Origin of the sequence: Blastococcus mobilis, from assembly GCF_900188025.1 — a bacterium.
GTDB classification, from domain to species: domain Bacteria; phylum Actinomycetota; class Actinomycetes; order Mycobacteriales; family Geodermatophilaceae; genus Blastococcus_B; species Blastococcus_B mobilis.
This window is the reverse complement of sequence record NZ_FZNO01000019.1, coordinates 69917-95647: the sequence shown is the minus strand read 5'-3', so window position 1 is coordinate 95647 and position 25731 is coordinate 69917. Positions and strand designations below refer to the sequence as shown.

Here is a 25731-nt window from a genome sequence, read left to right as displayed (position 1 = left end):
ATGATGAACATCCAGAACAGCCAGGACATCCGGACCTCCTCTGCGGACCGCCTCGTGACGCTGGCCCGGTTCGACAGCTACGCGGGGGCCCAGCGCCTCGTCGACCAGCTCTCCGACGCCAAGTTCCCGGTCGAGCGCACCCGCATCGTGGGCAACGGCATCCGGTCGGTCGAGACGGTCACCGGTCGGCTGACCAAGGGCCGTGCCGCCCTGTACGGCGCCGGGACCGGCGCCTGGTTCGGCCTCTTCATCGCGCTGCTGTTCGCCATCTTCACCCTCGGCCCGGTGTGGTGGGGCGTCCTCATCACCACCGTGCTGCTCGGGGCCGTGTTCGGCGCGTTCGCCGGCTTCGTCGGGCACTGGGTCACCGGCGGCCGCCGGGACTTCTCCAGCATCAGCTCGCTGGAGGCCGCCGAGTACGAGGTCCAGGTGGACGCCGGCCTGCACGAGGAGGCCCTGCGCGCGGCCGCTCAGTCGGCTCGCTGACGGCGGGCCGGTCCGCAGCCGAGCGCCGGACCGGAAGTCGGGGTGGGCCGGCGGCCTGGCCGCCGGCCCACCGCCACCTCTGCTCCTCGGGGTCCTCGGATGTGCTCCCAGAAGCGTGTCCTCGAGACATGATTCGCTTCGTCGTCGCAGGGCCGGTCTTGGCGGGGCTGGAGTGCGGGCGGCTGGAGCGATCGGCCATGCCCGCCTGGCCCTCGGCCCGGTACCGAGCCGCCCACTTGGCGGCGGTCTTCCAGCCGACCCCGAACGAGTCCGCGGCCCGCGCTACCGGCCACTTCTCCTCGAGGATCAACCAGGCCAGCCGCAGGCGCTGGCGCGGGGTCAGGACCGCATCAGCGTGGAGCACGAGGACCTCCGGGTTTGTGCAGTGGTCGCCTTCAGCAGCTCCACTTCACGTCCGGAGGTTCTCCCTTCACACGACCCGTCAGCCAGATCCCGTGGTCGCATGCCCTCGGCCAACGTCAACGGTCAGTACACCTAGCGACCAAGGGTTGCTAGACGTCGAGTACGAGGCGGTCCCCCAGGCAGCGGGACACGCAGATCATCATGACCTCGCCGCTCTGGCGCTCCTCCTCGCTGAGCAGCTGGTCGCGGTGGTCGGGGATGCCCTGGACGACCCGGGTCTCGCAAGTTCCGCAGATGCCCTCCCTGCAGGAGCTCAGTGCCGGGATGCCCGAGCGGTGGAGCGCGTCGAGGATCGATTCGTCGGCGCCAACCTTGACCTCCCTGCCGTCGCTGGTCTCGACGACGAAGGCGTGATCGCCTTGCGGGACCGCAACGCTGTCCGGGTCCGCTGTGAACCGTTCGAGGACGACGCAGCAGTTCTCCCGGCGGCCGGCGTAGCTCTCGACGGCGGCGAGCAGGCCGGCCGGTCCGCAGGCGTAGATCGTCGCGCCAGGGGCGCCCAACCGGTCCAGCGTCGCCTCGAGGTCGATGACGCCCGAGTCCGCGTCCCGGTGAAGGACGACCTTCGGGGTGTACGCCCGCAGGGCCTCGGTGAAAGCCATGCTCCTCCCACTGATGCCCAGGTAGAGCAGGGACCAGTCCTTGCCGGCGGACTCCGCCGCCGCGACCATCGGTAACAGAGGCGTGATGCCGATGCCGCCTGCCACGAAGAGGAACCGCTCGCCGCTGAGGTCGAGGGAGAAGTTGTTCCGTGGTGCGGCGACAAGGATGATGTCGCCCTCCCGGACGCGGTCGTGGAGCCAGGTCGAGCCACCGCGGCTGTTCTGCTCGCGGAGAACCGCGATTCGCCACGTGGGCTCGGACGGCGTCGAGCACAGCGAGTACTGCCGCACCAGGTCCCCGGCGATCAGTACGTCCACGTGGGCTCCCGGTTCCCACTCCGGCAGTGGCTGACCGTCCCGACGGGCCAGCGCGAAGGAGACGACGTGTTCGGCCTCCTGCCGGACCTCCCTCACGACCATGGGCACGAACCCATCCCTGACGACCACGTCGCTGCTCCCGTCCTGCGTCTCGGCTGCGCAGCCACTGTCGGGCGCAGATGTCAGGACCGACAATTGTCGTTCTCGCGTCGTGAGAAAGCAGTCTCGTCCGGCAGGTTGGGCCGCCGTAGCGTCCGCGCGACAGACAGCGCGTAGCGAGGAAGTGACATGGCTGCAACGACCCGTGCCGGCGTCCCGGTCGTGCACGACGACCCTTACGACGACCACAACCTGGCTGATCCCTACGCGTTGTTCCAGCGCATGCGCGACGCCGGCCCGGTGGTGTGGCTGGAGAAGTACGGCGTCCACGCCTTCACCCGCTTCGACCCGTGCCGGGAGATCCTGCTCGACCACGAAGCCTTCATCTCCGGCGCCGGTGTCGGGCCGCGCAACTTCCACCACCAGCCGTCCTGGCGTCCGCAGGGGATCCTCGACTCCGATCCCCCGGTGCACACGCCCCTGCGCACCGCCATGGCTGGAGTGATCTCCCCGCGCAACCTCCGGGGCCTCCGCGCCCAGTTCCAGGTCTTTGCCGAGCAGCTGGTCGACCGGTTGTTGCAGGAGCGCGAGTTCGACGCGGTCACCGGCCTCGCGGAGGTGTTTCCGATCGAAGTCTTCGGCAACGCGGTGGGCATCCCCCGGGAGGGCCGGGAGGAGAACCTGCTCGCGCACGGCGCGATGAACTTCAGCCAGTTCGGCCCGGAGGACGAGCGCTACCAGGCGTTCTTCGCCGAGGGCGAGCCGACGATCGAGTGGGTCATGAACAACTGCGCGCGGGAGAACCTCACCCCGGACGGGCTCGGTGCGCAGATCTGGCAGTACGCCGACGACGGCACCATCACCCCGGACGAGGCCACCCGGCTGGTCCGGGCGCTGCTGTCGGCCGGCGTGGACACGACCGTCCTCGCCATCGGCAATACGATGCAGTGCCTGGCGTCGAACCCCGACCAGTGGGCTCTGCTGCACGAGAAGCCGAACATGACGAAGTTCGCGGTCGACGAGGCGTTGCGCTACGACTCGCCGTTCCAGTCCTTCTTCCGCACGACCGGGCGGGACGTCGACTTCCACGGGCTCTCCTTGGCCGAGGACACCAAGCTCGTGCTCTTCATGGGGGCGGCGAACCGCGATCCGCGGCGCTGGGGGGACGACGCCGACCAGTACTGCATCACTCGGGACGCCGGCGGTCACCTCGCGTTCGGCATGGGCATCCACCAGTGCGTGGGCCAGCCCATCTCCCGACTCGAGATGGACGTCCTGCTGACCGAACTGGCCAAGCGGGTCAGGAGGATCGAACTGACCGGAGAGCCGCAGCACTACCTGCACAACACCCTGCGGGGCTGGACCTCGGTGCCCGTTCGCATGCACCCCGCCTGAGGGTCAGGCTCCTCCACCAGCTCGGCACCCGTCTCCGCCCTCCGTCCAGCACGCGGGAAGCTGCGGTGAAGAGACGTCACAACACCGACGGCTCCCTCACGCGTGTGCGGCGAGTGGGGAACGGGACACCCGACCGGATGGCCACCGGGCCGTTCCGCGATCGGGTGTCCCGCCGCCCGTCACCTCTGTCGGAGGCTGGTCGAGTGCGGCCCCGTCAGGCCTCGACGGTGCCGGCGGCATGGCGGGCCACGCAGCCGGCGACGGCGTGGAGGACGGCGCCGGAGTGGACGAGATCCGCGGCTGCGCGGATGCGCGGGTACATCACGACGTCACGGGTGATGTGGTCGATGCCGCGGCCGTCGCTGGTGGGCGTGGACCGGACCAGGTCGAGGACCGCCCTGGTGGCCGGCGCGAGCGCCTCCGCATCCTTGCCGCTGACCTGCAGCCGCAGCTCGAGGGCCTGCGCGGCCATGACGAGCTCGATCCCGACGACCGTCTCGATGTTGCTGACCACCTGGCGGGCGTGCCGGCCGGCGTTGTTCGCCATCGACACGTGGTCCTCCTGGTTCGCGCAGGTCGGGATGGAGTCCACGCTGTCGGGGTGGGCCAGGGTCTTGCAGTCCGAGACCAGGGCGGAGGCCAGGTACTGCGGCAGCATGTAGCCGCAGTCGATGCCCACGTGCTCCGAGGCCACGAGCATGTCCGGCAGCCCCCGGTTGAGGGTGCCGTCGTCGAGGCGGAACAGGCGGCGCTCGGCGATGTTGCCGACCTCGGTCGTGACGATGGCGGTGAAGTCGGAGACGAACGCCAGGTACTCGGCGTGGAAGTTGCCGCCCGAGACCGCCTTGAGTCGCCGGCTGCTCGGCAGGTCGGGGAAGATCAGCGGGTTGTCGGTGGCGGCGTTGATCTCGCGCTCCACGATGCCGCGGCCGAACGCGAGGGTCTCCCGGACGGCCCCGTGGACCTGGGGCACGCACCGCAGCGAGTAGGCGTCCTGCGGCGGCTGCCGGCTCGGGTCGGTCGTCTCGCCGCCGTCGACGAACTCGCTGCCGGCCAGCAGTGCGCGCAGATGGGCCGCCGCGGCGATCTGGCCTTCGTGCCCGCGGGCCTCGTGCAGCTGGGGGACGAAGGCGTCACCGAAGCCGGTCAGCGCCTCGATCGTCATCGCGGCGGTGACCTCGCTGGTGCGCACCAGCCGATCGGCGTCGTAGAGCGCCAGGGCCGCCAGCGCCGTGGAGAACGAGGTGCCGTTGACCAGCGCCAGGCCCTCCTTGGGCCCGAGCACGACGCGCTCGATCCCTGCGGACCGCATGGCGGCCACGCCGGACACGATCCGGCCGTCGACCCACGCCTCGCCGGACTCCTCCTCCGGGTCGGCGTCCCCCGTCGGCCGGGTGGCGACGATCGCCAGGTGGGCCAGCGGGATCAGGTCGCCGCTGGCACCGAGGCTGCCGAACTCCGGGACGGCGGGCAGCACGCCGGCGTTGAGCATGGCGGCGAGGGTCTGCACCAGGACGGGCCGGACGCCCGAGTACCCGCGGGTGAGGCTGACGATGCGTACCAGCATCGCGGCGCGGACCACCTCCGGGTCGAGCCACCTGCCCACGCCGGAGGCGTTGGAGATGATCAGGCGCCGGGACAGCTCGCTGGCCAGCTCCGGCTGCTGGAACGCCTGCCGGCCGGCCAGGGACCCAAAGCCGGTGTTGATGCTGTAGATCGGCTCCAGGTGGCCCACCGGGTCGTCGCCGTGGACGGCGAGGGCGGAGTCGACCCAGTGCAGGCTGGCGTTCATCGCCTCGGTGGCCCGGGGCGTGATCTGCACCCGCGCGCCGTACCGGGCGACGGCTACCAGGTCCTCCAGCGTTAGGGCCTTGCCCCCGACTAGCACCTGCTCGATCACGATCTCTCCTCCGGTCCGCGCCCGATCCGGCACGACCATGGACTGTGGGTTCTACGACGACAACGGTCGATTCTCAGCGGTTGAGAACGTCAGTTCCCGTCAGCGTCATGAGGGAGGACGTCCGCGGGTTCAGGTGTCGCAGCCTTGGTCGTCGAGGACCTCCGCGAGACGCTTGCCGGCGGCCGCAAGGCTGGCGCGAGCCTGCGGCAGCCACGCCGGGCCGCACCGGATCTCCGGCCCGGCCACGGTCAGCGAGCAGACGAGCTCCCCTCCGGCGAAAACGGGGATCGCGACCGCGACGGCACCCTCGGACAGCTCGCCGTGGGTGACCAGGTATCCGTTGCGGCGGATCTGCTCGAGCTCGCGGAGGATGGCCGCCGGCGGCAGGGTGCGGTCGGTCGTCTGCCACCGGGGCTGCTCGAAGACCCGCTGCACGACCGCCGCGGGGGCGTGGGCCAGCAGCATCCGCTGGCCGGCGCCGGCGTACAGGGGGAGCAGCTGCCCGAGGCGGAAGGCCATCCGCATCGGGTGGTGGGACTCGACCTGCCGCAGGCACAGCGCCCGCGTCCCGGCCCGGACGGTGAGGACGGCGGTCTCCCCGGTGGCCTGGCTGATCTCGCGCAGCACCGAGTGCCCGAGCTCGACCAGCCGGGTGCGGGCCACGTCGAGCCCGGCGAGCTCGAGCAGGCGCCACCCTGGTACGTAGGAGCGGTCGCGCTCCTCGACCAGGTCGAGCTCGCGCAGCGTCCGCAGGTACCGGTAAACCGTGCTCAGCGGGATCCTGAGCTCGGTGGCGATCTGGTCGGCCCGGGCCTCGCCGGACTCCGCGACGGTGATGAGCACGTTGAGACCCCGCAGGAACGAGGCGCCGCCGGTGTCGGCCCCCTGGCCCATCTCCCACCCTTCGTTGCCGAACCATTGGCCCGGGGACCCATTGTCGCTGCCGGCCACGACGGCCTCGTGGCGTCACCCGGCAGGGTAGGACGCGCTCGCGCTGCCGGGATCGGTGGTGCCACCACCGCGTCTCATAGGTTGAGAACGAGTCGGGGACGGCAGGACCGGGTTCGTCCGGGGAGGGGAGCAAGTTCTGGTGGTTGGGCATACCGGCCCGGGCTCACCGCACCGCCCGGCGCAGACGCCTCGCGGATGCCGAGAGCGTCGATCGACGCCCCGGGCAGGAGATTGCGTTGACTCGAGGGAAGGCGAGCAATACGACCTGGACGCTCACCTGGCGGCTCGTCCCTGAGGGCAAGGCGACACGGCTCCTCCTGAAGCACACCGGCTTCGACCCCGAGCAGCAGTGGGAGCGTGACGCGCTCGACCGCACGGATGGCGTGAATCCCGGATCACCAGCGCGTTCGACCTTGCCGACGACCTCACCCCCAAGGCCCACCCGACGCTGATCGCCGCCGACGAGCAGCACTTCGCGGCCATCGCGGAGAACCTCGAGCAGTCGATCGCCGACCTCTCCGACCGCCTCGATGCCGAGCGCAGGGCGCCCGGCGGCCGCCGAGGGTGAGGGGATCGCCTGCGTCATCGGCGATCCCACGTTCCGGGGAGCGCCCCGCGTCCGGTCCGTTGACCCCCGAGCTCGCGAAGGGCCCCGGGTTCGACCTGGTCGTCCTCCTCGACCCCGAGGCGTTCGGCGAGGGCATCGACGGAGCGGTCGACCGCTATGTCGCGATAATCCGGGCGACCCAGCAACTCATCATCCTCACGAGCTCCTGACGTCGGCCACGACCTCGTCGCTGCTCCGTTGGGCCGCGGTAGGGCGCGTCTCGGTCACTCGCTCGGAGAGGACGATGCCGGCGAGGCGGCTCGCGACGCGGCGTCACCCGGTCCGATGCCGTGTCGCCCGGCCGATGGGTTCCATCGTGAGTGCTGCCGGGGGCGGCTGCGGTCGGCGGGATCATCGCCCGAGGCCACGGCGCGGAGCCGGTCGAGGTCCTCCGGATGCAGCCCGGGCTGCTGTTCGACGGCCGCCAGCAACAGCTGCATCTGCCGACGCAGGGCGGGCACGTGCTCCGGCCGGTCGGCCTCCTGTACCAGCGTGATGAGCATCCGCAGCACCCGGAGCAGCGCGGTGACGACGTGCGGCTGGGTCACGGAGGCCTGACGGAGCTGGTCGAAGCCGTGCGCGATGTAGTCCTCGTGGGACAGGTCCCATGGCCGGACCAACGCCCGTCCCTCCGGACCGCCCATCACCACAGGGGGGAGGTCGCACACCAGCAGCCGCCGCAGCAGCCCGCCGATCCGCAGGGTCACCTCGACCGCGGTGGTCGGGTCGTTGATGGCGGCGCTGAGCGCCCGCAATCCGATGTCCACCAGCTGGCGGATCGCGAAGTCCACGTCGTGCTGCATGGTCCGGGTGTCGGCCACGGTCACCGTGGCGGACAACCGGCGTAGCACGCCCCGCGTATCGGCCGGCACCGGCCAGACGGTGACGAGCGGCTCGCCTTCGTGGATGTACGCGCCGATCCGGGTCTCCAACCGCACCGTCGTCCGCGGAGGGACCGCCGCCAGCATCCGGTCCCCGGGAGCCTGGGTCACCCAACCGTCGCGGGGGGCCGGCACGGTGAGCGTGTCTGCCCCCTCGTGCCTGGGCTCTTCCGCCGACGCCCGCGGCGAGTGACCGGCGTGCTGCCTGTGCTCGATCACCTCCCGTCCTTCGGCGGCGATGGCGCGCACCACGTAGCCGACCTGGAGCCCGCGGGCCAGGTGGTCCAGATGAGCGACGATCAGGAGCACCGTGGCGACGGCGAGGCCGACCGCGACCGTCAGCGTGATCCGTGGCGCCGGTGAGTCGGGATCGGCGCTGATGTACCGCAAGGTCAGCACGCAGTAGACGAAGGTCGCGATCAGCAGCCCGATGACCACCTGGCTGAGCCGGTCGCGGACGAAGGACCGCATGACCCGGGGAGAGAACTGGCTGCTGGCCAGCTGGAGGCTCACCACCGTCAGCGAGAAGACGACGCCGGCGGTGGTGATCATCGCGCCGGCGACCGTGCTCAGCAGCCACGTCGCGGTGTTGCTGCTCATGGCGAGCGTCCCCGGAACGGCGCGGTCCGCGCCGATGGCACGGTCCACGGCATGGCCGAGTTCAGCCAGGAGGACTCCGCCGACCACGATCAGCGCCGGCAGCAGGAACAGGCTCTCTCGGAAGCGGTAGACGGCGGCGGCCAACCGCAGTCTCAGCAGTGGTTCGGGGCGGGCGCTCACCCCGACATCCCATCAGGGACGGCGGTGGCTCCGCTCAGCTGTTGAATCTCCGCGCACCGAAGCCCGCCCGGCGAGTTCGTAGCCGATCGAGACCCCGGCCATCCCTCCGCCGACGACGATCACGTCAAGCACGTCCATCGGGCTCCTCCGGTATCACCACGGCGCCGACCCCCGCTGCCTCGGCCGCACCGGCGGCCGCCTGCGATCCGCTCGGCCGGAGCACCACCAGGACCATGGACGCCAGCACCAGCCCGCCGCCGATCAACGTGCGGGCGTCCACGGACTCGTGCCAGAGGGCGAAGCCGAAGAACGCCGCCCACACCGGCTCGAGGACCATCAGCACCGCCGCCTGCGCAGAACCCACGTGGGCCTGGGCCCAGGTCTGCACCAGCAGCGCGACGGCTCCGGCGACCACCGAGAGGTAGAGGAACGCCAGCAGGTCTCCGCGCCCGGGACCCTGGACGCCGTCGAACGAGGTCCAGATCAGGAAGCAGGCACCCATGGTGAGCAGCTGCACCAAGGTCAAGGGGTAGGCCGTCCGCGCCGTCGACCATCGGCTCAGCGCCAGGATGTGTGCTGCGTACAGCGCCGCGGCGGCCAGGGTCAGCAGCTCGCCGAACCCCAGGGCCCAGCCCCGCAGGGACATCGTGGCCACTCCACCGGTGGCCAGGACCACCGCGACGACGGTCGACCGGTCGGGCCGGGAGCGCAGGAGCGTCGCGGCCAGCAGCGGTGTGAAGACGACGTACATCGAGACGACGAACGCGGACACCGTGGCACTGGTGTGCGGCAGCCCGAAGAACTGCAGCGCCTGCCCGAGGCAGTACAGCACGCCGAGGCTCGCGCCGACCTTCACCGTGCGGCGGTCCAGCCGCAGCACCACCCACGGACGAACCAGTGCCACGACCGCCGCAGCGGTCAGGAACCGGAGGGCCAGGTAGTCCGTGACGGAGATCCGGGTCAGCAGGTCCTTGGTGAGGGAGAAGGTCGAGCCCCAGATGACGGTGACGGCGGCCAGGGCGATCACGGCGGTGACCAGGCGACGGCGGGACGCGAGGTGGGTACTGTCGGCCGCCGCAGCGGTCATCGCTGCACGGACTTCGTCTCGAGGAACTCCTCGATGCCCCACTTGCCGAGCTCTCGACCGTTGCCCGAGCGTCGGTACCCGCCGAAGGGCGCCATCGGGTTGAACGCCGCGCCGTTGATGTCGACCTGCCCGGTGCGCATCCGGCGGGCGATCGCCAGCGCCTTCTCGTCCGAGCCGGACCAGACCGCACCCGAGAGCCCGTAGTCGGTGGCGTTCGCCATCGCCACCGCGTCCGCCTCGTCGCGGTACCCCTGCACGGTGAGTACCGGGCCGAAGACCTCCTCGCGGACGATCTCGGCGCCGGGGAGGAGCCCGGTGACCACGGTCGGCATGACGTAGTGACCGCGGTCGAGTCCCGCAGGCCGGTCCGGACTGCCGGAGGCGAGGACCGCTCCGCCCTCCACGGCTCGGGACAGGAAGCCCAGCACGGTCTTCCGCTGGGCGGCCGAGACCACCGGACCCATATCGGTGCCGGTCGCAGTCGGGTCCCCGACGACGAGCCGCTCCACGGCTGCGACGGCCACGTCCACCGCCTCGTCGAGACGGTCGGTGGGCACCAGCAGGCGGCTCCACGCGCTGCACGTCTGCCCGGAGTTGAGCATCGCCGCCGCGACCGTTCCGGCGACGGCGGTGTGCAGGTCGGCGTCCGGGAGGACCACGGACGCCGACTTGCCACCCAACTCGAGCGCCACCCGCTTGACGGTGGGCGCAGCCAGACCGGACACGCGGGCCCCGACCCCCGTGGAACCGGTGAAGGACACCATGTCGACCCCGGGGTGGGTGACGAGCGCCTCGCCCACCACCCTGCCCGAGCCCGGCACCAGGTTGAACACGCCGGCCGGGAGGCCGACCACCGATGCGGCGTCGGCGAGCAGGTAGGCCGACATCGGCGTGATCTCCGCCGGCTTCAGCACCACCGTGCACCCGGCGACCAGAGCGCCGCCGACCTTGGCCAGCACCTGGTAGAGGGGGTAGTTCCAGGGGGTGATGCAACCCACGACACCGATCGGTTCGCGGAGGACCAGCGAGTGGCCGGCCTCTTCCTCCCAGGCCACCTCCCCGGCAGCCGTCAGGTAGCCCTCCAGGACGTCCAGCGCGGTGTCGACGTGCGACTCCTCGGCCGTCGTCCGCGGCGCGCCGACCTCGGCGATCGTGGTCTCCACCAGCAGCTCGCGCTGAGCGCGGAGCACGTCGAGCCACCGGCGGAGCACCGCCACCCGGCCAGCCGTCCCCATGGCCGCCCACGCCGGGAAGGCGGCGGTCGCCGCCGCGACCGCGTCGTCGACCTCCGCACCACCCGCCTCGGCCGAGCGACCCACGATCTCCTCGGTGGCCGGGTTCTCCACGCCGACCGTGCGCCGGTCCTGCGGCTGCTGCCAGCGGCCGCCGACGTACACCGCGTCGCGGTGCCACTGCTCGAGGCTCATCCGGTGATCCCCACCCGCGCCTGCACCGCTGCGGAGTTGCGCCCCGCCAGCGCCAGCGCGCTGCTCCGCAGGGTGACGCCGCGCGTCTCGGCGTCGGTCGCGACGGTGTCGACCAGCCGGCGCATCACCGTGTCGATCTTGGCGAAGGAGGACTCGGCGGTCGGGGCGATGTCGCCGAAGACCACCCACCACCACCAGGCGTTGGTCATCACGTTGGCGAGGAAGTCCGGGAGCACCGGAATCCCGCGGGTGAGCAGGGCGGCTTCCGCGTCCGCCAGCGTCGGCATGTTCGCGCCCTCGACGACGACCCGGGCACCGACCCGTGCCGCGTCCTCGGCCGTGATCACGTAGGACATGGCGGCCGGGACGACCAGGTCGCACGGCACGTCGAGCCATGCCTCGGTCGGTGCGGTCGAGTCCGTGGGTCGCAGGGCGGACCGGTCGATGACCCCGAGGCCGTCGCGCGCGGCGAGCAAGGCTTCGACGTCGAGCGCCGCGTCGTTGCGGATCAGCCCGTCCCGATCCGCGACCGCGATCACCCTGACCCCGGCCTTGGCCAGGTAGCGCGCCGCGGCGCCGCCGATGGAGCCGAAGCCCTGCACGACGGCGGTCGTCTCGGAGGGGATGAGCCCCAGCCGCTCGACGTAGGCGATGCCGGCCTGCGCCACCCCGTACCCGCCGACGAGATCGCCGAGGGAGACCCCGTCGACGTCGACGGCGAACGCCTTCGCCAGCCGGTCACGCGCCGCAGGTGCGTCGGGCAGGGTGGCGAAGACCGCCTCGACGGTGGAGGCGAGCCCGAGTTCGGCGGCGACCTTGTCGAGGGTCTCCTGCCGCAGCCCGAAGTCCTCCCCGGTGTTCCACTGCTCCTTGACGACCGGCAGCACGGCGGCGAGGAAGCGCCGGAGCACGTCGACCGCCTGCGGGTCCCCCGGGTCGATGTCGATGCCGCCCTTACCGCCACCGAGCGGGAGGTAGTTGTCCGCAGGGTCGTAGACCAGCCCCTCCTTGCGGGTCATGCCCTGAGCGAGGCCGCGGACCTCCTCCAGGGTGCAGCCCTTCCGCAGCCGCAGTCCGCCGCTCGCCAGGCCCCGCACGAGGGTGTCCAGGACGACATAGCCCTTCGTGCCGGTGACCGGGTCGGTCCAGGTGGTCTCGAGGAACGAAGGGCTCACGGCTGGGCTCCTTGGACGGGAGAAGAGGCGGGGTCGTGGTGGTGGAGATGGATGACGGTCGCGCGGTCGGCACCGAACGCGTCACGGACGGCGGTGGAGAGGTCCGCCGGATCGTCGAGGGTGACTCCGTGGCAGCCGACGGCCCGGCCGAGGGCGGCGAAGTCGGGGGAGGAGAACGTCACCGCGTGCACCGGGTCGTGCCGGTCGAGCATCTCGTTGCGGATCTCCCCGTAGCCGGAGTTGTCGACGATGACGATCGGCAGGGGCATCCGGAGCTCTGCGGCGGTGGCCAGTTCCGCGATCGTGAACATCGCTCCGCCGTCACCCAACAGGGCGAGGACCGGTGCGGTGGGGTCCCCGACCTTGGCGCCGACGGCGGCGGGCAGCCCGTAGCCCAGGGTGCCGAACCCCGTGGGATAGAGGAACGAGCCGGGGCGGTACATGGGCAGGTTCGTCATCGCGCCGAGGTAGCAGACCATCGCGCTGTCGCCGGCCACGACGGCGTCGCGCGGGAGGGCAGCGGCGAGAGCCGCGACGACCGGCAGCCACTCGGCGCCCTCCGCCGCGGCGTCCGTGCACTTGTGATCCCGCCACCGTGCCGTCCGCCGGACCGCCGGCTCCTCGGCCGACGAGCCGGGGAGCAGGTCGAGCAACGCTCCCAGGGTGACGGCCGCGTCGCCCACCAGGGCGATGTGGGGCACCGCGTTGGTCAGCACCCCGACCGGGTCCACATCGATGCGGACCAGGTGGCCGTCGAGCGGCAGAGGGCCGTACCACAGGTCCGACGGCGCGAGTTCGGTGCCGACGGCCAGGACGACGTCGGCGTCCGCGACCAGGTCGCGGACAGCGGGCAGATGCACCCCGGCGCCGAGGGACATCGGATGGTCCTCCGGCAGCACGCCCTTCCCGTTGGTGGTCGTGACGACGGGCGCGCCGAGGCGCTCGGCGATGCGGCGCACCTCCGGAGCGGCCCCCCGGGCGCCTCCGCCGACCACGAGCACCGGGCGGGACGACTCCGCCAGCAGCGCCGCCGCGGCGGCCGTCTCGGCCGCCGGAGCGGTCGCCGGGCCCATCCTCGCCGGCGACGGCACGACGACCTCGCCGTCCTCGCCGAGCACGTCCAGGGGCACCTCGAGATGCACCGGGCGGGGCCGCCCGCTGGTCATGATCGCGAACGCCTGGGCGACGGCGACGGGGATCTCCGCGACGCTGGCGGCGCGGATGCTGGCGGCGGCGATCGCGGCGAGCGCGGCCCCCTGGTCCTGGGACTCGTGCAGCAACCCGTTGCCCATTCCGGGGTGGCGCAGCGGCAGGCCGGGGGAGACCACGAGCACCGGCACCGAGTCGGAGTAGGCCTGGCCCACCGCGGCCGCGGCGTTGAGCAGCGCCGGGCCGCTGGTCACCACGGCGACGCCGGGCCGGCCGGTGGTGCGGGCGTAGCCGTCGGCGGCGTAGCCGGCGCCCTGCTCGTGGCGGGGACTGACGTGCCGCACGCCCTGCTGGGCCAGGTGCCGGTAGATCTCCAGGTTGTGGGTGCCGGGGATGCCGAAGACCGTGTCGACGCCATGGGCGACGAGCGCGGAGACCAGGGCCTGCCCGCCGGACATCCGGCTCATGACCGGCCTGCCCGGGGGTCGGTGTAGACGGCCTTGCCCAGCCACTGGCCGCCGTCGACCGACAGCACGTCACCGGTGACGTAGCCGGCGCGGCGGGCGTCGAGCAGGAAGGCCGCGGACTCGGCGACCTCCTCCGGGGTCGTGAACCGGCCCGCCGGCACGCTGCCGAGCACCCGGTCCCTGGCCTCGTCGGTGGGCCACAGCGCGGCGCCGGCGCCCTCGGTCTCGGTCGGGCCGGGGGAGATGCAGTTCACCCGCACGCCGCGACCGCCCCACTCCGCGGCCAGGGTCCGCGTCATCGCGAGGACACCGCCCTTGGCCGCGGCGCTGTGGACCGTGCCGGGGTGTCCGTGCCAGGCATAGCTGGCGATGACGTTGAGGATCGATCCCCGGCCGGCGGCCAGCATGTGCTGGGCCGCGGCCCGGGTGCAGTAGAAGCTGCCGTTGAGCACGATGTCGACGACGGCCCGCCAGCCGTTCGGTGACAGCTCCTCGGCCTTGCTGATGAAGTTGCCGGCCGCGTTGTTCACCAGGGCGTCGAGGCGGCCGAGATCTCCCACGACGCCATTGACCGCGGCGGTCACCGCCTCGGGATCCCGGACGTCGCAGGTCACCACCTCGGCCCGGCCGCCGAACTTCTCCGCCATCCGGGCGGTCTCCTCCAGCGGCTCCCGGCGCCGACCGAGGACCACCACGTCCCCGCCGCCGGCGGCGTAACGGAGGGCGATCGCCCGGCCGATGCCTGAGCCGCCGCCCGTGATCAGGGCCACCTGGCCGGTGAACTCGGCGAGCGGGGACCTGTCGATCATGGCTGTGCTCCTGTCGGCCCGGAGGCGTCGTCGTGGTTCCTGTCGTTGTTGCTGTCGTCGCCGTGGCGCGGTACCGCGAACATCAGTGCGTCGACGGCCACCGCGCCGTCAGGACCCACCCGCAGCGGGTTCACCTCGCACTCCACGACGTCAGGCTCTTCGGCGAGCAGACGGGAGACCGCGGCCACGACCGCGGCGGCGTCCTCCACGTCGACCGCGGGCCGGCCGCGCCACCCGGTCAGGATGCGGTGGGCGCGCAGCGACTCGACCATCCGTCGGGCCTCGTCCGGCGTCACCGGCGCGAGCGCGAGCTGCACGTCCCCGTAGACCTCGGCCTGCACACCGCCGGTCCCGACCAGCACCAGCGGGCCGAAGCAGGGATCACGGCGGGCGCCGACGATCAGCTCGACGGTGTCGGCCCGGGCGTCCATCTCCTCGAGCACGTACTCGCCGTCACCGAGGCCGGCGGCCATCTCGGTGAAGGAGGCCACGGCGGCGTCCGCATCGACGAGGTTCACCGCGACGCCGCCGACGTCGGTCTTGTGCTCGAGCCACCCGGCCTTCAGGACGTAGGGCGCGGTCAGTCGGTCGGCCGCGCGTCGCACCTCCGCTGCGCTGTGGACCGCCTGCGCCGCGGGATAGCGCACGCCGGTACCCGCGACCCTGGCGCGAGCCTCCAGGTAGGGAAGTGCCCGACCCGCCCCCGCCGTGCTCTCCGCCACCGGGGGCAGCGGTCCACCGCTCTGCTCGACCAGGTCGGCGACGACGCCGAGTGAGCGGGCGACGGCATCGATGGTGTGCAACGTCGGGACGGCGCTGGCCCGCATGAGCTGGACCGCATCGGAGTCATGGCTCATCGAGTGCACGATCACCGGGCGGCCGTACACCCGGACCGTGTCGCCCAGCGTCTTGACGACCCCGAGCTCACGCTCCACCAGCTCGGGCGTGTCGTCGCCGTAGCAGCCGAAATACCCCGAGAGGACGACGGTGTCGATCTCCCCGCTCTCCAGGAGAGTCTCCACCACCCGGGCGTAGGTGGTGAGGTCCTGCTCGCCGGCGCCGGCGAGGTCGATCGGGTTGGCGACCCCGGCGGCGGCGGGCAGCAGCGCGGCCAGTTGCTCCGACGTCCCCGGCGCGAGCCGCGGCACCTGCAGACCCTCACGGGCGAGCGTGTCCGCCGCGATCGCGCCCTGGCCGCCGCTGTCGCTGACGACCGCGACCCGGCGGCCGGCCGGCAGCGGGCTGCCGAGCAGCAGATGGGCCAGGTCGACCGCCTGCACCGGGGTGTCGACGAGGACGGCGCCGACGGCCCGGCACGCGGCCGAGACGACGTCCGTGGCCGCGGTGAGCGCTCCGGTGTGCGACCGGGCGGCGGCCCGGCTGGCCTCGCTCGCGCCCACGGTGAGCACCACGACCGGCTTCCCGGCATCGCGCAGCCGGGCCATCGCGGCCAGCACCGCGCGGCCGTCGTCGAAACCCTCGAGGTAGAGCACGACCGCCTTGGTCGTCTCGTGGTCGACGAGATCGTCGAGGACGTCGACCGCGGTGACGTCGACCTGGTTGCCGATGGAGACGAACCGGGAGATCCCCAGCCCGGCGTGCGAGGCGAGACCGGCGATCTCCAGACCCAGCTGACCGGACTGGGAGACGACCGCCAGGCTGCCGGGCCGGAAGCTGCCCCAGGCCAGCTCGAGCTGATGGGCGGCGTCGTAGATGCCGAGGCAGTTGGGCCCGACGATGCGGGCACCGGCCGCACGGATCCGGGCGGCGATCCGGCGTTCGAGTCCCGGCTCGCCGTGGGCGGTGTCGATGCCCGCGGTGATGCCGAGGAAGCCCTTGACGCCCAGCTCGAGCGCCTCCTGTACCACGGCGGGCACGCTGGCGGCAGGTGCGCACAGCACCACCAGCTCCGGGGGCTCGGGCAGCTCGCGCAGCGACGCGACGGACGGGGTCCCGTCGATCGTGGCGCGCTTGGCGTTCACGAGGTGCACGGATCGGCGGTGCGCGCCGCGGAGGGCGCCGCGGGCCAGCCAGTAGCCCCACTTGGCGGGGTCCGGCGAGGCGCCGACGACCGCCACCGACCGTGGGTCGGTGAACGTGCTGAGGTCGTGGCTCATCCCTTGTCTGCCTGCTTCGCCGACAGGGACCGGGAGATGATGAGCCGCTGGATGTCGGACGTGCCTTCCTCGAGCTCCTCCAGCTTGGCGTCCCGCAGCCACTTCTCGGGGAAGTACTCGCGGGAGTAGCCCCAGCCGCCGAAGGTCTGCAGCGCGGCGTTGGCGACCCAGGTGGTGTTCTCGCTGGCGGTGAGCTTGGCGATGGCGGACTCGGCCGCGCACGGGACGCCGGCGTCGAAGAGCCGGGCGGCGCGCATGGTGACCAGGTGCGAGACGTCGGTGCGGGCGGCCATGTCGGCGAGGCGGAACGCGACCGCCTGGTGCTCGATGATCGGCTTGCCGAACTGGGTGCGCTCCTGCGCGTACTTCACCGTCGCGTCGAGAGCGGCGCGGGACAAGCCGGTGGCGCCCGCGCCGATGAGGATGCGGGATCCGTCGAAGGTCCGCATCAGGCCGTAGAAGCCCATCCCTTCGTCGCCGAGCCGGTTCTCCACCGGCACGCGGACGTCTTCGAGGAACACCTCGGCGTTGACGATCGCGCGCTGACCCAGCTTCTTCATCGGCTCCCCGATCGTGACGCCGGGCATGTCCCGCTCGACCAGGAAGGCGGTGACCCCGCGCGACCGCAGGGCGGGGTCGACGGTCGCGAACACCACGATCCACTGGGCGTAGGGCGCGTTGGAGATCCAGGTCTTCTGACCGTTGAGCACGTAGTGGTCGCCGTCGCGGACGGCGCGCGTCTGCAGGCTCGCGGAGTCGGATCCGACCCCGGGCTCCGTGACCGCCACTGCGGTGACCGGCGGGGCGTCACCGGTGAGCGGGGTGATCCAGCGCTTCTTCTGGTCCTCGTTGCCGAGCGCGAGCACCGGCTCGGCGAAGAAGGCGCTGGAGGTCAGGAAGTTGCCGATGCCGACGTCGCCGTAGCACAGCTCCTGCTGCACGAGGCACTGGGTGACCAGATCGGTGATGCCCCCGCCGCCGTACTCGGCGGGCAACATGTAACCGCTGAGTCCCACCTTCGTGGCCTTCGCCCAGAGGTCGAGCGGGGACTCGGTGTCGGCCTCGTCGACCTCGCGGGAGCGGGGTCGGATCTCGCGCTCGGCGAAGTCACGAGCCAACGCGATGAAGCCGTGCTGTTCCTCGGTGAGTTCGAGGCCCTCGCGGATGGTGCGCGACATGGCGTTCTCCTTGCAGGTTCAGGCACGCGGCCGTCGGAGGACGGTCGCTGTGAGAGGGGTGTGGACGGTGAGGAGTGAGGAAGGACTAGGCCGCGACCGTGGAGGCGGTCTCGCTCACGGTGGCGCTCACTGCGGCACCGGTGTCATCGGCAACGACCACTGCGTGCTCGGCGTGCCAGTGGGCGACCACCGGTAGCCCCGGCTGCGGTCGGAGTCCGCTGCGGGTGCCGGTGCGGGTGACCAGGTGGCGACCGTCCGGGAGCGCCACCTCGACGCGCAGGCCGCTGCCGAGGTAGGTGACGTCGCGGATCAGGCCGTCGAGCGTGTTGTGGTCCGCCGGCAGCGGGGCGTCGTCTGCCGCGAGCATCACGTGTTCAGGGCGGACGACGAGCGCCGACCCGTTCCGCAGCTCGACTCCGTTGCCGCCGGCTGCGACCGTGAAGGCGGCACCGGACCGCTCGTCGACGAAGGTCCGGCCGTCGCAGCGCCCGGTGAACAGGTTGGATTCCCCCAGGAACTCGGCGGCGTAGCGGCTCGCGGGCCGGTCGTAGAGGTCTTGCGGGCTCCCGATCTGGACGACCCTGCCGTCACGGAGGAGGGCGATGCGATCGGACATGGCCAGTGCCTCCTCCTGGTCGTGCGTCACGAACACGAACGTGGTGCCGAGTTCGTGGTGCAGGCGCTTGATCTCCAGCTGCAACTGCTCGCGCAGCCGCTTGTCCAGGGCCCCGAGCGGCTCGTCCATCAGCAGTGCCTGCGGCTCGAAGACGATCGCCCGGGCGAGCGCGACCCGCTGCTGCTGCCCGCCGGACAACTGAGCCGGTCGCCGCTCGGCCAGGTGCCCGAGCTCCACCACCTCGAGCGCCTGGCGGACCCGGCTGGCGATCTGGGCCTTGGCCACCCTGCGGCGCTTCAGCGGGAAGGCGACGTTCTGCCACACCGTCATGTGGGGGAACAGGGCGTAGTGCTGGAACACCATGCCGAGGTCCCGCCGGTGCGGCGGCACCGTGGTGAGGTCACGCCCGCCCACCTCGATCCGGCCGGCGTCGGCCGTGATGAAGCCGGCCACGATGTTGAGGAGGGTGGACTTTCCCGAGCCGCTGGCGCCGAGGAGGGTGAGGAACTCGCCTGCCTCGACGGACAACGTGACGTCGTCGACCGCGGTCTGTCCCTTGTAGCGCTTCACGACGTTGCGGATGTCGATGGAGGTGCCGGCGTCGCGGCTCAGCTGTGACTGCATCGTTGGTTCCTTCGGGTCAGCCACGGTTCAGGCGGCGGTTGCGCAGCGCGCGGGCCAGGCCGGCGCAGGCGAACAAGGACAGGGTGATGAGCAGGAGGAGCGTGGACACCGCGGCGACGGTCGGGTCGATCTGGACGCGCACCCCGCTCCACATCTGCACAGGGAGGGTGGTCATGTCCGGGCCGGCCAGGAAGATGCTCGTCACCACCTCGTCGAAGGAGGTGATGAAGGCGAACAGGGCCCCGGCGGCCACGCTGGGGGCGATGATCGGCAGGGTCACTCGGGCGAACGCGGTGAGCGGGCTGGCACCCAGGTTCATCGCGGCCAGGTCCAGCCGCCGGTCGTAGCTGTACAGCGCGGACGACACGTTGATGACCACGAACGGCACCGCGAGGGCGGTGTGCACGAGCACGAAGCCGAGCGTCGTCTGGGTGAGGCCGAGGCGGAGGAACGCGGCGTACACCGCCAGACCGACGATCACGTAGGGCACCAGGATCGGCGCCAGCACCAGTCCACCGACCGCGGCTCGCACGGGGTAGCGGCCGCGCACCATGGCCAGTGCCGCCAGAGTGCCGAGCACCGACGACAGGACAGTGACCAGCAGCCCGATCTTGATGCTGTTGAGCGTGCTGGCGATCCAGGTGGCGTCGGCGAAGTAGGCCCCGAACCAGCGCAGGGACCAGGTCTCGGGCGGGAAGGCCAGGAACGGGCTGTCGTTGAAGGCGGTCGGGACGACGAAGAAGACCGGTGCGATCAGGTAGATGCCGGTGAGCGTCGCCAGCGCTGCCAGCGCCGCGCGCACGAGGATTCGCGATCTCATCGGTCACCCGCCATGAACTTGCCGACGTTGACGATCCGGGCGACCAGCAGCAACAGGGCAGCGGTCACGACGAGCAGCGCGACGGCGAGCGCGGACGCGAAACCCCAGCGCAGCACTCCGGACAGCTGCTGGACGATCAGCTCACCGATCATCACGTCCTTGGGGCCACCGAGGAGCGCGGGCGTCACGTAGAAGCCGATCGAGGAGATGAACACCAGCAGACAGGAGGCGGCGACGCCAGGGAGGGTCAGCGGGGCGTAGATCCGCCAGAACGCGGTCATCGGCCGGGCACCGAGGCCCTCACCGGCCTGCAGGAGGCGCCGGTCGATGGAGCGCATCGTGGCGAACAGCGGCAGCACCGCGTACGGCAGCATCACCTGGACCATGCCGATGATGACGCCCGTGGAGTTGCGGATCATGGCGATCGGCTCCTCGACGACGCCCAAGCCGAGGAGGGTCTGGTTGACCACGCCGGTGTCACCGAGCATCAGCACCCAGGCGAACGTCCGCACCAGCAGGCTGGTCCAGAAGGGCACGAGGACGACGATGAGCATCACGCCCCGCCAGAACGGGGTCGCCAGCGTCATCAGGTAGGCGTAGGGAAAGCCGAGGACCAGGGTCAGCAGCGTGACCACGCCCGAGATCCGGAAGGTGTTCGCCAGCACGTCCACGTAGAGCGACGAGCTGACGAAGTCCCGGTAGTTGTCCAGGCCGGTCACGGGGTCGGTGAAGCTGCGTGCCAGCACGAGCGCAAGTGGCGCGACGAACACCAGGAGGAGGAACAGGGCGAGGGGCAGCATGAGCAGCCCCCAGCCGTCGAACCACCGTTTCCTCGTCGACCTCGACGGCTGGGACGCCAGGTTCCCCGGGTGCTGGCCGCGGGGAGCCGCCGGGCGCAGATCGACGGCCGGCGCGGCCGTCACTGGGCGGCCCACTCGCTCAGCCGCTTGGAGACCTCGTCGTAGTGCTCGGCCCAGTAGGCGTAGTCCACGACTGTCGACATCTTGGCGGCGTTCTCCGGCGCCGTGGGCAGTTCCTTGGCCACCTCCGGGTCGACGAACTCCATGGCGCCCTCGCTCACCGGCGCGTACGCGGTGGCGTTGGCGTACTCCGCCTGCCCCTCGAGGTCCTTGACGTAGTGGGCCAGCCACTCCTGAGCGACCTCGGCCTGGGCCGAACCCTTCGGGATGATCCACTGGTCGTAGGACACCAGGTGCTCGTTCCACTCGTTGGCCACCGGCTGGCCGGCCTGCGCGGCGGAGAAGATTCGCCCGTTCCAGGCCTGGATCAGCGGAGCCTCACCGCTGGAGACGAGCTGCTGCTGCTGCTCACCGGTCTCGTAGAAGACGATCTGGTCCTTGATCGTGTCGAGCTTCTCGAAGGCGCGTTCGATGTCGAGCGGGTACAGCTCCTCGGGCTTCACCCCGTCGGCGAGCAGCGCCGCCTCGAACATCGCTCCGGTGGCGTACTTCCAGAAGCCGCGCTTGCCGGGGAACTTCTCGACGTCGAAGAACTCGGCCCAGGTGGTCGGGTGGTCGTGAGCGAAGGTGTCGGTGTTGTAGCCGATGGTGAAGGCGTACTCGAGCACCGGCACCGCGCACTCGGTGACCTCCACGTCCTTCAGCAACGACGTGTCGATCGAGCTGTCGAGCTTCTCCGCCCAACCGTTGTCACAGGCGGTGTGGGCGAAGTTGGGCTCGACCTCCACCGCGCCCCAGCTGACCTTCCCGGACTCGACCTGAGCGCGGAGCTTGGCGTAGTCGGTCGGCGAGTCCTGCTTGATGGTGATGCCGTTCTCCTCGGCCCAGGCTTCGGCCGTGGCCCGCACGTGCGCCTTCTGGTCCTCGCCACCCCACGCCACGATCGTCAGGGTCTTGCCGTCCTCGGCGGCGTTGCTGCCGCTGCAGGCGGAGAGCATCACCATCGCGCCGGTGACGCCGACTGCGGTGACCAGTTGTCCGATACGCACCTGAGCTCCTTTGACTGTCCCGTCAGTTATGAACTCGGCACATCGTGACGACGGTCACGGGCGCTGTCAACACCCCCGCCCGCAGTGTTCGGAAATGTATGGCCGAGGGCAATTCGATACTTGACTGACCGGTTAACAAGCCGGACACTCTGGCGCACCACTGGAGGACGGGGACGCGGATGGCGAGGCCGAGTGTCGAGGCCGAACGGCGGGAGCAGATCCTGTCGGCGGCCTGTGAGGTGGTGTCGGAGCTGGGCTTCAAGTCCCTCCGGGTCGCCGACGTGGCGAAGCGGGCCGGAACCAGCACGGGAACCGTGCACTACTACTTCGACACGAAGACCGAGCTGATGCGCGCGGCGTTCGAGTGGAACTTCACCCGTTCGCTGGAGCGCCGGCGGCCCTTGCTCGACCAGCAGCCGGACCCACGCGATCGGCTGCGCATGTTCGTCGACTCGTACCTGCCGACCGATGACGTCACCGTCCGGGCCTGGCGCGTCTGGGCGGAGCTGTGGGTCGAGGCGCTGCACGACCGGGATCTGCAGGAGCTGAACGACCAGGTCTACGGGGAGTGGCGGCGCATCGTCGCGGGAGTGGTGCGTGACGGCCAGGACCGGGGCCTGTTCCGCGACGAGGATCCGGTCCTGGTCGCCAACGGGCTCATCGGCATGATCGACGGCCTGGCGCTGCAGGTCCTCCTCGGTTCCCGGAGCATGACCGTGCAGCGGATGCGGGAGGTCTGCGAGCGCACCATCCGCGATCTCGAGCTCACCGCGGTGTGAAACCCGGGTGCCGGCAGAGGCTCGGTGTCCACGCTGAGCTCGACGTAGAGGTGGGACGTCTCGTCCGCCGGAACCCGCCGCCGGGCCTGATGGCCCCACCCTCCGCACCATGTCCGGCTGGGTCGGCCTATGGGGCGAGGCGGCGGATCGGGCAGACCACCGGGGTGCCGGCCGTCGGGTCGACCAGCACCACCGCCTCGACCCCGTACAGCTCGCGCACCAGCCCCGGCGTGACGACGTCCTGCGGTGCGCCCTCGGCGACGATCCGGCCGCCCCGCATCGCGACCAGGTGGTCGGCGTGCCGGCAGGCCGTCGACAGGTCGTGCAGGACGGCGACCACGGTGCGCCCCGCCGCGGCGAGATCCCGCACCAGCTCCAGCACTTCCAGCTGATGACCGAGGTCGAGGGCCGACGTCGGTTCGTCGAGCAGCACCACATCGGTCTGCTGGGCGACGACCATCGCGATCCACGCCCGCTGCCGCTGGCCGCCGGAGAGCGTGTCCAGTGGCCGGTCGGCCAGCTCCACGAGGTCGGCCGCCGCGAGCGCCCGGTCGACCGCCCCCGCGTCGTCCGGCGACCACTGGCGCAGCAGCCCCTGGTGCGGATGCCGGCCGTACCGCACCAGATCGCGCACGGTCAGCCCGTCCGGTGCCTCCGCCTGCTGCGGCAGCAACCCGATCCGGCGGGCGGCGTCGCGCGGGCGGATCCGGGCGAGGTCGCGGCCGTCGAGCAGCACCGCACCGGCCTGCGGCGTGTGCACGCGCGCGAGGGCGCCCAGCAGGGTCGACTTCCCGCATCCGTTGGGGCCGACGATCGCCGTCACCGCCCCGGGTGGCAGGCGGACGTCGAGCGCCCGGACGACGGGTTCGCCGCCGTATCCGACGTCGAGCGCCTCGGTGACGAGGTCGGCGGCGGTCGCCCGCTCCTCGAGAGTGCCGGTCACGGGATCCTCCGGGTGCGGGTGGTGAGGAGCAGCCACAGCAGATAGGGCCCGCCGACGACGGCGGTGACGATGCCGACCGGAAGCTCGACCGGCGCCGCGACGGTGCGGCCGAGGAGGTCGGCCAGGACGACGACCAGCGCACCGGCCAGCGCGGCGCCGACGACCGGCACGTTGCGGGGGCCGGCGGCCTTGCGGGCGATCTCGGGGGCCAGCAGCGCCACCAGCCCGAGCGGCCCCGCGGTGGCCACCGACAGGCCGGCGGTGGTGACGGCGGCGCCGATCGCGGCCAGCCGGATGCGGCTCACCCGCTGGCCCAGTGCCAGCACCACGGGGTCGGCCAGCCGCAGCAGGTGCAGCCGGCGACCGAGCAGCACCGCCAGCGGCAGGACCACGGCGACCCCCACGGCCAGGATCGCGACCGCGAGCGGTGCGCGGCTGTTGAGGCTGCCGACGGTCCAGGGGAGAGCCCGGTTCGCGTCGTCGATCGCGGCTCGGGCCAGCATCAGCTGCGTGAGGGCGCCGAGCGCGGCGCCGACGCCCAGGCCGACCACGAGGAACCGGTAGCCCCGCCGGCCGGCTCCTCCGGACAGACCGAGTGCCAGGGCCGCCGCCGTCGCCGAACCCACCAGCGCGAAGGCCGACGGGGCGAGCGTGGTGGGCACCGCGACGACGCTGGCGACGGCGAACGCGGTCGCGCCGTCGTTGAGCCCGACCGTGTCCGGCGTGGCCAGCCGGTTGCGGGCGAGGGTCTGCAGGAGGACACCGGCGATTCCGAGGGCGGCGCCGACCGCCACGCCGGCCGCGACCCGCGGCAGCCGCAGTCGCTGCACGAGCAGGACGTCGCGAGGCTCGCCGACGCCGACGACCGCCGGCAGGGTGCTCGTCAGCTCCACCCGCGCCGTGCCGAGCGCCAGGCTGACCGCGACGGCCAGGAGCAGCAGGCCGCCCAGGACGGTGGCCGCGACCAGCGCCCGCCGGTCGATCAGCACCGACCATCGCCGCCGGCCGAGGCGCCACGTCCCCGGAGGGGCGGTGACCGTGGCGGGCCGGGCCGCGTGCGCGGTCACAGCGACGGCAGCCGGGTCGACCGGACGACGGCGACGAGCACGGGAGCGCCGAGCAGCGCCGTGACGACGCCCAGCGGCATCTCGTACGGGCGGACCAGCAGCCGCGAGGCGACGTCGGCGACGAGCACCACCGCCGGGCCCAGGAGCAGCGAGACGGCCAGTACCCGTCGCAGATCCGGACCGACCAGGGCGCGGGCGAGGAACGGGACGACCAGTCCGACGAAGGCGATGGGTCCGGCCGCGGCGACCGCTCCACCGACGAGCAGGGCGACCGCGACGATGGCCAGCACCCGGGCACGCGCGGGTCGGTGGCCGAGCCCGCGGGCCGTCGCGTCACCCAGGGACAGGGCGGACAGCGGACGCGCGACGAGCAGGGCGATGAGCAGCCCCACGGCAAGGGCGGGACCCACCTGCGCGAGCGTGCCCAGGTCACGCCCGGCAACCGAGCCGACCGTCCAGAAGCGCACCTCGTCCGCCGTCCGCTGGTCGAGCAGCAGGACCACCGACGTCCCGGCGCCCAGCAGCCCGGACAGGGCCGCGCCGGCGAGCACCAGACGCACGGGGTCGTCCCCGGTGCCGCGCAGCCGGGCGGCACCGATGGCCAGCAGGCAGCCGGCTGCCGCACCCAGCACGGCGACCCAGGGGCCCAGGGTGGCGGCGCTGGCTCCGGCGGCGATGGCGACCACCACGGCGAACGACGCGCCCGCGCTGACGCCGAGCAGACCAGGCTCGGCGAGCGGGTTGCGGGCCGCGGCCTGCAGCACCGCCCCGGCGACCCCGAGCGCCAGCCCCACCGCGACGGCGACGAGCGTGCGGGGAAGGCGCAGCTGCAGGACGGCGAAGCGCGCGTCCTCGTCGGTGCCCGTGGTCAGCGCCCCGAAGGCGCGGGCCGGTCCCACCTCGCCGGCGCCGAATGCCAGACTGGCCAGCACCGCGAGGAACAGGACGAGGGCGGCCGGGACGAGCCCCCGCGCCAACACCCGATCCACCGACTACCTCCACTGCAGGCCCGGCTTCAGGGCGTTTGCTCAGGTAAGGCTAACCTACGCCGCGGCCCCACCC

At 71.9% G+C, this 25731-nt stretch carries 23 protein-coding genes; 4 read left to right on the top strand and 19 right to left on the bottom strand.

Translation table 11 applies throughout. The features are described 5' to 3' along the window. Positions 1-486 carry a YflT domain-containing protein gene (locus CHB94_RS16735; protein WP_089337692.1) on the top strand — a complete coding sequence of 162 codons (486 nt, stop codon included), beginning with the start codon at positions 1-3 and terminating at the stop codon, positions 484-486. Here CHB94_RS16735 and CHB94_RS16730 read toward each other — a convergent pair. Next, positions 395-850, bottom strand: coding sequence for a leucine zipper domain-containing protein (locus tag CHB94_RS16730; protein ID WP_089337691.1), 456 nt, complete (start codon positions 848-850; stop codon positions 395-397). The genes CHB94_RS16735 and CHB94_RS16730 overlap by 92 nt on opposite strands. Positions 851-998: 148 nt before the next feature. Beyond that, complete coding sequence (locus CHB94_RS16725) at positions 999-1931, bottom strand: PDR/VanB family oxidoreductase (RefSeq protein ID WP_176445603.1); 933 nt, start codon at positions 1929-1931, stop codon at positions 999-1001. 186 nt (positions 1932-2117) lie between these two features. Between CHB94_RS16725 and CHB94_RS16720 the strand changes: the two genes are divergently transcribed. Next, the gene (locus tag CHB94_RS16720) at positions 2118-3323 is read left to right on the top strand and encodes a cytochrome P450 (protein ID WP_089337690.1); all 1206 of its coding nucleotides are present in this window, start codon (positions 2118-2120) and stop codon (positions 3321-3323) included. 214 nt (positions 3324-3537) lie between these two features. Here the strand turns inward: CHB94_RS16720 and CHB94_RS16715 are convergent, their stop codons facing one another. After that, complete coding sequence (locus CHB94_RS16715) at positions 3538-5223, bottom strand: HAL/PAL/TAL family ammonia-lyase (protein WP_217899347.1); 1686 nt, start codon at positions 5221-5223, stop codon at positions 3538-3540. Positions 5224-5352: 129 nt separating this feature from the next. Next, entirely contained in the window at positions 5353-6174 is an 822-nt protein-coding gene (locus CHB94_RS16710; RefSeq protein WP_089337689.1) for an IclR family transcriptional regulator, read from the bottom strand. Between the two features lie 627 nt (positions 6175-6801). Here CHB94_RS16710 and CHB94_RS16705 point away from each other — a divergent pair. Continuing rightward, complete coding sequence (locus CHB94_RS16705; protein ID WP_217899346.1) at positions 6802-6951, top strand: hypothetical protein; 150 nt, start codon at positions 6802-6804, stop codon at positions 6949-6951. Positions 6952-7005: 54 nt separating this feature from the next. On the opposite strand, the gene CHB94_RS16700 is transcribed toward CHB94_RS16705, so the two are convergent. The 12 genes from CHB94_RS16700 to CHB94_RS16645 form a co-directional block, all read right to left on the bottom strand. Beyond that, the gene (locus tag CHB94_RS16700) at positions 7006-8442 is read right to left on the bottom strand and encodes a DUF2254 domain-containing protein (RefSeq protein WP_217899345.1); all 1437 of its coding nucleotides are present in this window, start codon (positions 8440-8442) and stop codon (positions 7006-7008) included. 124 nt (positions 8443-8566) lie between these two features. Next, positions 8567-9529 carry a DMT family transporter gene (locus CHB94_RS16695; protein ID WP_089337688.1) on the bottom strand — a complete coding sequence of 321 codons (963 nt, stop codon included), beginning with the start codon at positions 9527-9529 and terminating at the stop codon, positions 8567-8569. After that, positions 9526-10956: an aldehyde dehydrogenase family protein gene (locus tag CHB94_RS16690; RefSeq protein ID WP_089337687.1), complete on the bottom strand. Its 1431-nt coding sequence runs from the start codon at positions 10954-10956 to the stop codon at positions 9526-9528. Before CHB94_RS16690 ends, CHB94_RS16695 begins: the two co-directional genes overlap by 4 nt. After that, the gene (locus CHB94_RS16685) at positions 10953-12131 is read right to left on the bottom strand and encodes a Glu/Leu/Phe/Val dehydrogenase dimerization domain-containing protein (protein ID WP_089337686.1); all 1179 of its coding nucleotides are present in this window, start codon (positions 12129-12131) and stop codon (positions 10953-10955) included. Before CHB94_RS16685 ends, CHB94_RS16690 begins: the two co-directional genes overlap by 4 nt. After that, on the bottom strand, positions 12128-13747 hold the full coding sequence (locus CHB94_RS16680) for a 5-guanidino-2-oxopentanoate decarboxylase (RefSeq protein WP_089337685.1): 1620 nt from the start codon (positions 13745-13747) through the stop codon (positions 12128-12130). Before CHB94_RS16680 ends, CHB94_RS16685 begins: the two co-directional genes overlap by 4 nt. Beyond that, the gene (locus CHB94_RS16675) at positions 13744-14556 is read right to left on the bottom strand and encodes an SDR family oxidoreductase (RefSeq protein WP_089337684.1); all 813 of its coding nucleotides are present in this window, start codon (positions 14554-14556) and stop codon (positions 13744-13746) included. Before CHB94_RS16675 ends, CHB94_RS16680 begins: the two co-directional genes overlap by 4 nt. Then, positions 14553-16673: an acetate--CoA ligase family protein gene (locus tag CHB94_RS16670; RefSeq protein WP_089337683.1), complete on the bottom strand. Its 2121-nt coding sequence runs from the start codon at positions 16671-16673 to the stop codon at positions 14553-14555. Before CHB94_RS16670 ends, CHB94_RS16675 begins: the two co-directional genes overlap by 4 nt. Next, positions 16670-17851 (bottom strand): acyl-CoA dehydrogenase family protein, encoded by a 1182-nt coding sequence (locus tag CHB94_RS16665; RefSeq protein WP_089337682.1) that lies wholly within the window; start codon positions 17849-17851, stop codon positions 16670-16672. Before CHB94_RS16665 ends, CHB94_RS16670 begins: the two co-directional genes overlap by 4 nt. Before the next feature lie 85 nt (positions 17852-17936). Further along, positions 17937-19091 (bottom strand): ABC transporter ATP-binding protein, encoded by a 1155-nt coding sequence (locus CHB94_RS16660; protein WP_089337681.1) that lies wholly within the window; start codon positions 19089-19091, stop codon positions 17937-17939. A 16-nt stretch (positions 19092-19107) separates the two neighbouring features. Beyond that, positions 19108-19911 carry an ABC transporter permease gene (locus tag CHB94_RS16655; RefSeq protein ID WP_089337680.1) on the bottom strand — a complete coding sequence of 268 codons (804 nt, stop codon included), beginning with the start codon at positions 19909-19911 and terminating at the stop codon, positions 19108-19110. Further along, on the bottom strand, positions 19908-20834 hold the full coding sequence (locus CHB94_RS16650) for an ABC transporter permease (protein WP_217899344.1): 927 nt from the start codon (positions 20832-20834) through the stop codon (positions 19908-19910). The genes CHB94_RS16655 and CHB94_RS16650 overlap by 4 nt, the downstream gene beginning before the upstream one ends. Further along, positions 20831-21880, bottom strand: a complete 1050-nt coding sequence (locus CHB94_RS16645; RefSeq protein WP_217899343.1) for an ABC transporter substrate-binding protein — start codon at positions 21878-21880, stop codon at positions 20831-20833. Before CHB94_RS16645 ends, CHB94_RS16650 begins: the two co-directional genes overlap by 4 nt. A 179-nt stretch (positions 21881-22059) precedes the next feature. On the opposite strand from CHB94_RS16645, the gene CHB94_RS16640 reads away from it, so the two are divergent. Next, positions 22060-22659 (top strand): TetR/AcrR family transcriptional regulator, encoded by a 600-nt coding sequence (locus tag CHB94_RS16640; RefSeq protein ID WP_089337679.1) that lies wholly within the window; start codon positions 22060-22062, stop codon positions 22657-22659. Positions 22660-22786: 127 nt separating this feature from the next. Here the strand turns inward: CHB94_RS16640 and CHB94_RS16635 are convergent, their stop codons facing one another. Genes CHB94_RS16635 through CHB94_RS16625 form a run of 3 tightly spaced genes read right to left on the bottom strand, consistent with a single transcriptional unit; the run spans position 22787 to position 25658 of the window. Next, positions 22787-23602, bottom strand: a complete 816-nt coding sequence (locus CHB94_RS16635) for an ABC transporter ATP-binding protein (RefSeq protein ID WP_089337678.1) — start codon at positions 23600-23602, stop codon at positions 22787-22789. Further along, on the bottom strand, positions 23599-24669 hold the full coding sequence (locus tag CHB94_RS16630) for a FecCD family ABC transporter permease (protein WP_089337677.1): 1071 nt from the start codon (positions 24667-24669) through the stop codon (positions 23599-23601). Before CHB94_RS16630 ends, CHB94_RS16635 begins: the two co-directional genes overlap by 4 nt. Then, a complete protein-coding gene (locus tag CHB94_RS16625) occupies positions 24666-25658 on the bottom strand; it encodes a FecCD family ABC transporter permease (RefSeq protein WP_089337676.1) in 993 nt (330 codons plus the stop codon). Before CHB94_RS16625 ends, CHB94_RS16630 begins: the two co-directional genes overlap by 4 nt. Between the last annotated feature and the right edge of the window lie 73 nt (positions 25659-25731).